Origin of the sequence: Microcoleus sp. Z1_B2 (genome assembly GCF_036700325.1) — a bacterium.
Lineage (GTDB): Bacteria > Cyanobacteriota > Cyanobacteriia > Cyanobacteriales > Microcoleaceae > Microcoleus.
On the sequence record NZ_JAUBOQ010000069.1, the window covers coordinates 16,189 to 27,810 of the forward strand.

At 43.7% G+C, this 11,622-nt stretch carries 5 protein-coding genes; all 5 read left to right on the top strand.

What is annotated here, in order from left to right; all coding sequences use genetic code 11:
- The first annotated feature begins 657 nt into the window (after window positions 1–657).
- On the top strand, window positions 658–6,147 hold the full coding sequence (locus QT984_RS27460; protein WP_333375365.1) for a PAS domain S-box protein: 5,490 nt from the start codon (window positions 658–660) through the stop codon (window positions 6,145–6,147).
- Between the two features lie 37 nt (window positions 6,148–6,184).
- Complete coding sequence (locus QT984_RS27465; protein WP_333273976.1) at window positions 6,185–6,373, top strand: hypothetical protein; 189 nt, start codon at window positions 6,185–6,187, stop codon at window positions 6,371–6,373.
- 26 nt (window positions 6,374–6,399) lie between these two features.
- The gene (locus tag QT984_RS27470; protein ID WP_333056957.1) at window positions 6,400–9,495 is read left to right on the top strand and encodes a response regulator; all 3,096 of its coding nucleotides are present in this window, start codon (window positions 6,400–6,402) and stop codon (window positions 9,493–9,495) included.
- A 10-nt stretch (window positions 9,496–9,505) separates the two neighbouring features.
- Window positions 9,506–10,480, top strand: coding sequence for a diguanylate cyclase (locus tag QT984_RS27475; protein WP_333056958.1), 975 nt, complete (start codon window positions 9,506–9,508; stop codon window positions 10,478–10,480).
- A 349-nt stretch (window positions 10,481–10,829) separates the two neighbouring features.
- Window positions 10,830–11,459 (top strand): macro domain-containing protein, encoded by a 630-nt coding sequence (locus tag QT984_RS27480; RefSeq protein WP_333056959.1) that lies wholly within the window; start codon window positions 10,830–10,832, stop codon window positions 11,457–11,459.
- Window positions 11,460–11,622: the final 163 nt, after the last annotated feature.

The window sequence follows — 11,622 nt, forward strand, 5'->3', positions numbered from 1 at the left end:
TTAGACTCTCATATCAAATCAAGGAACAGGGAACAGGAAAATTCTTTGATGTAGGAATGAGTCTCAAAAGCTGCATCTGAATAGTATATAATTATCACACAACAGATGTGATATTACAAGGTGCGTATGGTGGGATAAAAATTCTCTGCGGTCTTAATTTTATTACGGAATGTTTAAACTTGTATCTTTTCCTTAACCCTTTTATATTCTTTACCAAATCTTTATTTTTTTTGTATAGGGTCTTGTTATCGTTGCTTCAAGCGAGCTTACAGCATTTTGCAACAAGAGTGAAATAGCCTTTAGTTAAAAAAGAGGTCTTTATGACACAGTGCCCCTGCTGCTCGAATCAAATGCTCCGTCACGTTCGCCAGCATCAAATCTACTGGTTTTGTCGCCAATGTTGGCAAACAACACCTATTTACAATCTGAACAGATGTTGCTCATCGCCATCTCTAAATCTAGTTAAAGGGCTAGGGATTAAGGAACAACATTCTTTACCGGTGGAATCTAATAGCTCATTTGAGGGGGTATAAAGTTTAGATATTGCCTTATAACTAACGGGTTTTCCGGCTCAATACTTAGCTCTCTTGCCTCAGTAAATTACCCAATTATAGCCCAATCAATCGAAAACCGCTCTATTCATCTATCGCTTAATTTATGGTGATACATCGACGCAAAGTCATTATAAGTTTAGACCAAACACCAATTAAACGATTGCTACCTCTTTTGCTTGGTGTGGTGGCTTCTTTTGCTGTTTTATTTACGTGGCAACAGCTAACCATCAATGCACAAATTCACATTGAGCAGTTAATTCAGCAGGAAGCCAATGCGATTCAGTCACAACTAACCGAAGGATTATCCATTCGAGTGTTGACGCTTCGGCAAATGGCGAGTCGCTGGCAAGCCAATGGCGGTACACCAAAGGCTCTTTGGGAAGCCGATGCTGAGGCTTATGTAAAGGATTTTTACGGTTATCAGGCGATCGCATTAGTCGATCCATCATTTAAAGTGCGATGGGTTGCACCACTGGCAGGGAATGAGGCAGCGCAAAACCTAGATTTGAATGGGGAACTACGTCGGAAAATTACTTTGCAAGTAGCTCGTGATTTGCGTCAACCTATCTTAAGTGGCAATATTTCACTTGTTCAAGGGGGTAAAGGATTTTTAGCAAGTTTTCCTTTGTTTGTAGGTGAACGGTTTGATGGGTTTATTGTCGGAGTTTTTCAATTTAAAACTCTATTTGAGAGTATTTTAAAAGTGTCATCTGGGTACAATATGGCTATATATGATGGCCCAAATTTGATCTACGGTCAAAAGTATTTGCCTCAAAAACCCGAGGATAAAACAGTTGTAGTGAAAGCCTATGGTGTAGACTGGAGGATAGAGGTTTTTCCAACTTCATATCTACTAAATAATGTCAAGTTTTATTGGCCAAGAGTTGTATTAATTGGTGGTTTAGTTTTGGTTTTGATCCTGATGTGGGTCGTGTATCTCGCACAAATTAGTTATGGAAAAGTCGATAAATTCAAAAAAGCTAATCGCCAGTTGCAATGGGAAATTCACCAGCGAGAACAGGCAGAAATTGCGATCGCCCGACTAGCTGCGATCGTTGAATCTTCGGAAGATGCCATTCTTAGTAAAGATTTAGAGGGTGTAGTTACAAGTTGGAATGTAGGAGCCGAAACAATTTTTGGTTATACAGCGGCCGAAATAGTAGGGCAATCAGGGAGAAAGCTGATTCCCGAAGAATATCGAGAGGAGGAAAACGAAATTCTCGCCAAAATCCAGCGAGGAGAACGCATCAAACACTACGATACCAAGAGGCGGAGGAAAGATGGAACATTAATCGATGTCTCGATGAGTGTCTCCCCCATTAAAGACCAAGCAGGGAATATAATTGGAGCCTCAAAGATTGGCAGGAATATTGCCGATCGCAAACAAGCAGAAGCAGCACTACGTGAAAGTGAAGAACGCTGGGAACTTTCTGTACGCGGGAATAATGACGGCATTTGGGATTGGAATGTTCAAACCAACGAGGTCTTCTTTTCTAGTCGTTGGAAGGAAATGCTGGGCTATGAAGACCATGAAATCCAAAACATTCTAGACGAATGGGCTAATCTGGTACATCCCGATGATTTGGGATGGGTGATGCAAGCCGTTCAAGATCATTTTGCCAAGAAAACTCCTTTCTATATCACAGAACATCGCATTCGCTGCAAAGATGGTTCCTACAAATGGATTTTGGATCGTGGTCAAGCACTTTGGGATGATGCAGGTAACGTAATTCGGATGGCTGGCTCTCACACCGACATTACGGAGCGCAAGCAAGCTGAAGTTGCTTTACAGGTAAGCGAAGCCAGATATCGGCAATTGATCGATAACTTAAATGCGGGTTTTGTGATTCATGGGACAGATACCTGCCTCCAATTATGTAATGAAACAGCCGCTGAATTACTAGGGTTTTCAATTGACCAAATGCTGGGAAAAACAGTGAGCGAGTCGGCATTGCAGTTGGTGCGGGAAGATGGCAGCGTTATCCCCCTAGAACAATATCCCGTGAATCAGGTTTTATCCACTGGAAATTCCATCAAAAATTATGTTTTAGGAATTAAAAAAAGAAGTGATTGTTGTATTTGGGTATTAGTTAATGCCTACCCTGAGTTAAATCAAACTGGTCAAATCCAACGAGTTGTAGTTACGTTTATTGATATTAGCCAGCGCAAAAAAGTAGAACTGGAAATCCAAAAAACGCGCAATTTCTTACAAGCACTGCTGGATAATTTACCGATCGCAATTTTTGTTAAGGACGCACAGCCTAAACGATTTGGGGTATTTCAGTTTTGGAATAAAACCAGCGAACGGTTATTTGGCATTTCAGCGGAACAAGCGATCGGCAAAAGTGGCTATGATTTTTTCCCAACAGAACAGGCTATCTTTTTTGACCAGAAGGATAGAGAAGCCTTTGAGAAAGGTAAGAGTGAGGATATTGCTGAAGAAATCATTGACAGTCATAGTCTCGGAAAACGTTGGCTGCATACGGTGAAGATTCCCATTTTCGACCAGCAGCATCAGCCCCAGTACCTACTTTGTTTTTCCGAAGATATCACCGATCGCAAACACGCAGAAGCAGAGCTTAGAGAACTGAGTGATGTGATGAAAAATGCGCTGTCCGGCATTTCCAAACTGGATGTACAAGGGCGTTACATCTATGTCAATAAAGCATATTCTGACGTGACAGGCTATCAGCCAGAAGAAATGATCGGGATGTCCTGGGAAAAAACCGTAGATCCCGATGAGTTGAAAAAACTCGTTGCAGCCTATGAGCTGATGGTGCAAGAGGGCAGAGTTGAAGTAGAAACCAGAGGGGTTCGTAAAGACGGTTCGGTTTTTTATAAGCAATTGGTGATGATTTCAACTTACGACGAACAGCATCAATTTTTGGGGCATTACTGCTTCATGAAAGATATTAGCGATCGCAAAAAAGCCGAACTTGCACTAGAACAGGAACTCCTGCGGAGTAAAGCCTTCTTCAACACTTCAATGGACGGTGTTGTTGTCATGGATTGGGTCGGAAAAGTTGTCGAAGCTAGTCCCAGTTTTGCTCAAATGCTGGGCTACACCCTAGAAGAAACCCTGAATCTGAGTGTGTTTGATTGGGATGCTGAATGGACGAAGGAAGAACTACAACTTATGCTCCAGAGAGAGGAGGTTATTCCGCTGTTTGAAACGCGACATCGCCGCCCGGATGGTTCTGTATATGACGTGGAAATTAGCTGGAACCGGGTGGAATTACAAGATGAGATGATGAACTTCTGTATCTGCCGGGATATTAGCGATCGCAAACGCAACGAAGCGGAACGCCAACAAGCAGAACAGGCACTCCGAGAGAGTGAAACTCGCTTCCAAGCCTTCATGAATCACAGCCCTGCCCTTGCCTGGATTACCGATGAAAATGGTGTAATGCTCTATGCCAGCCAGACTTATCTCAATACCTTGGAGTTACCCAGTGAGGATGTGATTGGAAAATCCATTTTTGAACTTTACCCTGCCGCCTTCGCCCAACAATATCTAGACAATATCCAAACGGTTGTTGAAACCAACGAGCTAATTGAAACGATTGAGATGGCGTCCCGTCGAGATGGGACTCTGGGTGAGTTTTTGGTTTACAAATTTCTCATCCCCGACTTACCTGGGCAAATGCTAGTAGGTGGTGTGGCGATCGATGTGACACGACAACATCAAGCGGAAACCGCTTTACAACTGAGTGAAGAACGCTTAATGCTGGCACTAGAAGCTTCTGGAGATGGATTATGGGATTGGAAAATTGCAACTGGAGAAGTTTACATTAATTCCTACTACCAGGAGATGCTGGGCTACAAGCCCGGTGAGTTGGTGATGGATGTGAAAGTCTGGGAACAGATGATTCACCCTGATGATAAATGCTGGGTTTTTGAGACTCTCAATAGTAACTTGCAAGATAGCTCTCTCAAATATGCCTTTGACTATCGTGTGCGTTGCAAGTCAGGTGAGTGGAAGTGGATCGCTAACTACGGGAAAATCGTTGCCTACGATGAAGAGGGTAAGCCTTTACGGATGATTGGAACGCATAAAGATATCAGCGATCGCAAACAAAAAGAACTGGCACTGCTGCACGCCATGGAAGCAGCAGAAGCAGCGAATTTGGCAAAAAGTACCTTCCTAGCCAATATGAGCCACGAATTACGCACTCCTCTCAACGTAATTCTAGGATTTGCTCAGGTAATGACCCATGACATCTCTTTAACTCCCAACCAAAAACAAGACCTGCAAACAATTCGACGGAGTGGGGATCACCTCTTGAGTTTGATTAACGATGTGCTGGATCTCTCGAAAATTGAATCGGGACACTGCACAGTTGAACAAAGCGGATTGGACTTAATTGCGCTGCTGCATTCCCTCCGAAATATGTTGGCGGAACGAGCAAGTTCTAAAGGACTTGACTTTTGTTTCGAGATTGCGCCAGAAGTTCCCCAATTTATGATTGTCGATGCTCAAAAACTGCGCCAGGTTTTGCTCAATTTGCTGAGTAATGCCATCAAATTTACCGAGAGGGGAAGCATTACTTTGCAAGTCAGCATTGAGGCGGACGGTACAGGGGCATTAACCACAACTCGGCAGATTCTCCAGTGTGTAGTCGCTGACACAGGTGTAGGGATTGCATCGGTCGAACTCGATACTATCTTCGATGCGTTTGTGCAAGCCCAAGCTGGGAAGCGATCGATCGCCGGTACTGGTCTAGGTCTCACTATTAGCCGCAAATTGTTGGAACTCATGGGCGGAAAAATTTCTGTCAGCAGCACTCTGGGAGAGGGGAGTACCTTCACCTTTACCCTTCCCGTCAGCCCCATCAGTGGAGTTAATGTTACACCGGAAGAGAATAATCGCCTCGTGATTGGGCTGGCTCCCAGTGAACGGGATCGTCGCATTTTGGTGGTTGACGATCAAGCAGAAAATCGCTTGCTAATGGTCAGATTACTGACACAATTAGGATTAGAGGTAAAAGAAGCTACCAACGGACAGCAAGCTGTGCAGATTTGGCAACAATGGCAACCCGACCTAACCTGGATGGACATTCGGATGCCCGTGTTAGATGGATACGAGGCTACGAAGCAAATTCGGGCAATGGAAGACGGACAGAACAGTATCATTATTGCACTTACGGCCCAAGCTTCCCAGAGCGATCGCGCCCTCGCCTTAGCTGCTGGCTGCAACGACTACATCAGCAAGCCCTTCCGGGAACAAACCCTCTTTCTTAAGATGGCCCAATATCTAGGTTTAGAGTATGTATATGAGGAAGAGGACACAGAAAAAGGCGAACGAAGAACAGATTGTTTTCCTTCTGATCTCTGTTCTGTTGCATCTTCCGTTTCAAATTCCCTCGATCCAATGCTTCTGGCGACATTACCAAAAGAATGGGTGGTTGAGTTGGAAGATGCTGCTTTATGTGGGGATGATTTTGCGATCGTTGAACTGGTAGCTGAACTTTCATCAGACCTGGCTCAATTCGGTACTCATCTGACGGAACTCGCCCACCAGTATCAATTTGAGAAAATCCTTAATCTAATTCAAGGTAATTTCCCAAGTGGAATTCCTCCATTGGATTTATAAGCTGTTGTGCAGTTAAACGTTTGATTAGGACTAAGCTGTGGAGCATTTAACCAGTAACGAGGCTAGTAGGGTGCGTCATTCGCGAACCCTTACGCTGAAACGGAAAACCTTAGATGCTGACGCACCTTACGCAAGTCCTTTAAATGCCGAACAGCTTAGGAAATTAGGCACAGCCAACAATAATTCAATTTTATTGTTGGTAAAGTTTTCCAAAAAACATCCTTGATTTTTATTGATAACTACTGCTCTAAAATGCCTCATAAAGTACCAAAGATTTCGGAAATTACTCCTTTAGATTTAACAAATTTAGAGGAATGCAGTGAAGAATCAGTATATGCTCCCGGTCATATTCAGCCCCACGGAATACTTTTATTGTTGCAAAAAAAAACGCTCAATATTTTACAAGTAAGTGACAATGTAGAAGTGTTTTTTGGCATTGCTGTCGCAGAATTGCTAGGTCAGCCATTGCCATGGCTATTTGGTCACGAGCAAGTACAAGAAATGGTCAGGTATCTCAATCAAGAAAAGCTCAAGATTCATAATAGTTTTAATCTGAAAATACCTCTAAAAGACGGAAAAATTCAAAGTTTTAGAAGCACAGTGCATCAGCGACCCGATGAGTTGATTCTGGAACTAGAGCCCCAATTGACTATTGAAAATAATCATGCAATGGATTTTTATCAGCGTCTGCAAACAGTTATCCTCAACTTTCGCACTGCGCTCGGTCTTTCTGATTTAGCTCAAACCATTGCTAGAGAAGTAAAAGCCATGACAGGGTTCGATCGCGTTATGATTTATCGGTTTGAAGCCGATGAGCATGGGGTGGTGATTGCTGAAGAGAAAGAAAGCTATCTAGAAAGCTACTTGGGATTGCATTACCCGGCGATCGATATTCCCGTACCCGCCCGCAAATTGTTTTACAGCAATTGGGTGCGCCAAATTCCCAATATCAATTACACCCCGGCCCGCCTAATTCCCACCAACCATCCCCTAACCAATACACCCCAGGATCTCAGTGCTTGTGTGTTAAGGGGAGTATCTCCCTACCACATTGAATATTTGCAGAATATGGGAGTGGCTGGGACACTAACGATTTCGTTAATTGACGATCGGCGTCTCTGGGGATTAATTGCCTGTCACCATTACAGCCCGCGATTGGTAGATTACGAAACTCGCAAAAGCTGTGAATTTTTAGGACAATTTGCCTCGATCGAACTGGTGCATCAGCAAGAGCGAGAATTGAACGTTTACCGATCGCAGGCGAAAACTATTCAGGATAAACTTCAGCAGGCATTCCGGCGGGATTCTAATTTTATCGAACAGGTATTGACCGAAAATGCTTCTCAATTGCTAGATTTAGTTCATGCTCAGGGAGCTGCAATTCTGCTCGATGGTCGTCTGACATTGGTGGGTGAAACACCATCTGAAGCTGAGGTAGACGAACTCGTGCAGTGGTTGCTGCAACAGAACAAAGAACGAGTGTTTGCAACAGCTTCTTTGTCTCAGTTGTATCCCCAAGCCAAGCAATTCAAAGAGCGAGCTAGCGGTGTTTTAGCAATCTCAATCTTCCTATGCTATGCCAAACAAAAGTCATATCATATCCTTTGGTTCCGACCCGAACAAATTCAAACGATAAACTGGGCAGGTAATCCACAGGATGCTGTGTCGATCGACGAAATTGGAAAAATGCACCTGTGTCCCCGCAGATCCTTTGAACGGTGGCAAGAGACAGTGCGCCAGATGTCTTATCCGTGGCAGATTGCAGAGTTAGAAGCTGCTGCCGAAATGAGACATATCCTCATGCTGGCGGTGTTAGAATTTTCGCAAGCAGCCCTAGAACACGCTGCTGAAAGGGCCGCTATAGCCAACCGTGCCAAAAGCCAGTTCCTTGCCAACATGAGCCACGAGCTCAGAACGCCACTCAACGCGATTCTGGGATTTACCCAGCTTATGAACCGCAGCCCCTATATCCCAGAAGAATTTCAAGAGCATTTAGGGATCATTACCCGTAGTGGAGAACACTTGCTGACATTGATCGACGATGTTTTGCAAATGTCTAGGATTGAAGCAGGGCAATTGGTACTGAGTAAAAGCTGTTTTAATCTGCATCGACTGCTAGGTTCTATTAACGAGATGTTTACCATCAAAGCGCCTGAGAAAGGGTTACATCTGAGCAGCGAGTGGGATGCTACTGTCCCCCGTTATGTGTGTGGCGATCAAGCAAAACTTCGCCAAATCTTGATTAATCTGCTGGGGAACGCGCTCAAATTTACAACAACAGGAAGCATAGCCCTACGTGGACGAGCTTTTTCATTAGATGATATGCCATCCGGTACAAATTGCGATCGCGCCACTAATCCACCCGATATTAAACCAACTATTACCTTGTGTCTCGAAGTTGAGGATACCGGGCCTGGCATTTCTCCCTCAGATTTAGAATCAATTTTTGAGGCTTTCATGCAAACCAATCGCGGTTGCCACGATCGAGGAACAGGTTTAGGACTGTCTATCAGTCGTGAGTTTGCGCGTCTGATGGGAGGGGATATCACCGTGCGAAGCACCCTGAATCGAGGCTCGACTTTTACCTGCCAAGTCGTTTTGGAACTACCAGAGTCGGTTGATTTAGATGAACCTGAAATTAGCGATCGGATTATCGGGATCGAACCTGGGCAACCTATCTACCGAATTCTAGTAGTAGAAGATGTTCTAGAAAATCGGCAACTGCTGGTGACGCTGCTGGAGTCAGTTGGGTTTGATGTGTGTGCGGTGGAAAATGGGGTAGAGGCGATCGATCGTTGGCAAACATGGCACCCTGACTTGATTTTGATGGACATTCAAATGCCTGTCATGGATGGTTATGAAGCGACGAGACAGATTCGAGCACAACAGTCATTAGTCATGAGTCATGAGTCATCAGCAGATAACTCAGGGCAAATGTCACAGGACAGAAGACAAATTACACGCATAATTGCCCTCACTGCCTATGCTTTTGAGGACGATCGCACCGCCAGCCTGCAAGTCGGTTGCGATGACTACATTGCCAAGCCGTTTACTGAAGACACACTTTTCGACAAGATAGCTCATCACTTGGGCGTCCGCTACTGCTACGCCGAAAAAGTTCAGTCAGACTCATCAGCTTCGCCACCAAAGATATTGACTCCAGACTTGAAAACCATGCCCCCCAAGTGGATTGCAGAAGTTCATGAAGCAGCACTCGATCTTAGTGATAATAAGCTTTATGAACTTATCGCTCAAATTCCCAAGGAGAAACAAGATTTCATCGCGGCGATGACATCTCTGGTAGATAACTTTCAGCTTGAAGCGATCGCAACTCTCACCCAGATTTAGGAATAAGAACATGACAGCTTTATTCAAACTTGTAGCCCAAACGCATATTCTCATCGTGGATGATACCCCAGACAATCTACGCTTGTTAGCCAAAATTCTAGAGTCACAGGGCTATATTGTCCGTAAAGCCCTCAACGGCAGAATGGCACTCCAAGGTGTTCATCGCGACCCACCGAGTCTAATTTTACTTGACATCAATATGCCCGAAATGAATGGGTACGAAGTCTGCCAAAAGTTAAAAGCATCGGAAGCGAGTGCTCAGATACCGGTTATTTTTATCAGTGCCCTCGAACGACTAGAAAACAAGGTACGAGCCTTTGAACTCGGTGGCGTAGACTATATTACCAAACCCTTTCAAGAACAGGAAGTGCTGATGCGAGTAAAAAATCAATTACTCATCCAACAGCAACGCCAACAACTGCTAGAACAAAATCAACGTTTAGAACATGAAATCCAAGAACGTCTGAGGGCAGAAGCAGAAGTAAGACAGCTATCCGTGACCGATGAATTAACGGGATTATATAACCGACGGGGCTTTTTTTTACTAGCAGAGCAACAACTAAAAATTGCGAGGCGCACGCAAACATCTTATTTTATTTTGTTCGCTGACTTAGATGGTTTGAAAAAAATTAACGACACTTTAGGACACGAAATGGGAGACCGAGTAATCGTGGACGCAGCTCAAATATTGAAACAAACCTTTCGTGAGGCGGATATTGTTGCTCGACTGGGAGGAGATGAATTTGCTTTATTTATTCCTAACTTTTCTGGTGATTCATCTACTAATTTTCATGCTCGGCTGCAAGACAATATAGATCGCTTTAATCAACAGTCAGAGCGAGCTTATATATCAATAAGTCTTGGTGTGCAGTTTGGGGATTTAAATAATGAAGTTTTATTAGAACAATTGCTGGCAAAGGCTGATAAACTGATGTACGAGCATAAACGCACCAAACGCTGTTTCAATCCTCAACCTTTCTTTTGAGAACACCGATATCGGAGCGTCATAAGCAGTATTTATTAAACGTGAGTTCAACCGAGAAAGAGTAAACTGAAAACAAGATCGGGAAACAGCTTGCAGACTTTAGCCCCTGGGCCAGAAAACACGATGCAGTACAGCTCATCACACCTAAAACTGAGAGGGTGACAACCGCGTTAAAAGCTCTCTCTGTATTAGGTTAAGGGTGTGTGCGAGCAAAAAATTTCGTAGCTATTGAACATTTGCTAGTTGAAATTGAGATGAATTTTAGATTCAGCGGACTTATGTAAAGTATTGTAGGATTAAATTGGCGATCGTTCTGGCTGTTCGCCATTAAAATTAAGAGAGAGTATTTATGCAAATTGTGCTGGCTGCCTTAGACGATAGTTTAGTTAGAGCCTGGGAAAGCACTTGCGGCAGTATGGAAAATGTAAAGATACATCACGGTTCAATATTTGATGTGAAATGCGATGCTATTGTTAGTCCGGGGAATAGTTTTGGTTTCATGGACGACGGCTTAGAGTTAGAAATTTCGGAATATTTTGGAGGGCAGGTTCTTGAACGCTTGCAAAAAATAATTCAATCTCGACATCACGGCGAACTCTTAGTAGGCATGGCAGAAATTGTAGACACGGATCATGCAGAAATTCCCTATTTAATAGCTGCCCCAATTATGCGCGTTCCCACAGTTTTAAGAGAAACAGTAAATGTTTATCTAGCAACCCGCGCTATTTTGACTCTCGTAAAATTTGGCTCAGTCGCAGATGGAACTCCTGTCAAACATATAATTGAAACTATCGCTATTCCCGGCATGGGTACGGGAATGGGCAAAATGCCACCACATATCTGTGCCAATCAAATGAAAGTTGCGCTGGAAGATATCCTCTTATCTCAGTACGAATTTCCTCAATCTTTACTGCACGCTCAAAGATGTCACCATTTGTTATATACCGACGATCGCGAAGATTTGCAGTTGGCAAATTGAAATTATAAAATTTGCCCGTTTTATTGGGTTGAGAAACCAAGTTGATTGGTGTGTGTTGTTTTAGGTAGAGAGACTTATCATAAATTTAAGGAATGAGAATTAAATAACTTCCACTCTTGAAAGTGGGATGGGCTCTTATAGCCCGTCATGAGTGGACGGGCTA

Excerpts from the sequence above, each read along its gene's own strand:
- QT984_RS27460 (WP_333375365.1), top strand. The coding sequence starts at position 658 with ATGGTGATACATCGACGCAAAGTCATTATAAGTTTAGACCAAACACCA.
- QT984_RS27470 (WP_333056957.1), top strand. The coding sequence starts at position 6,400 with ATGCCTCATAAAGTACCAAAGATTTCGGAAATTACTCCTTTAGATTTA.
- QT984_RS27475 (WP_333056958.1), top strand. The coding sequence starts at position 9,506 with ATGACAGCTTTATTCAAACTTGTAGCCCAAACGCATATTCTCATCGTG.
- QT984_RS27480 (WP_333056959.1), top strand. The coding sequence starts at position 10,830 with ATGCAAATTGTGCTGGCTGCCTTAGACGATAGTTTAGTTAGAGCCTGG.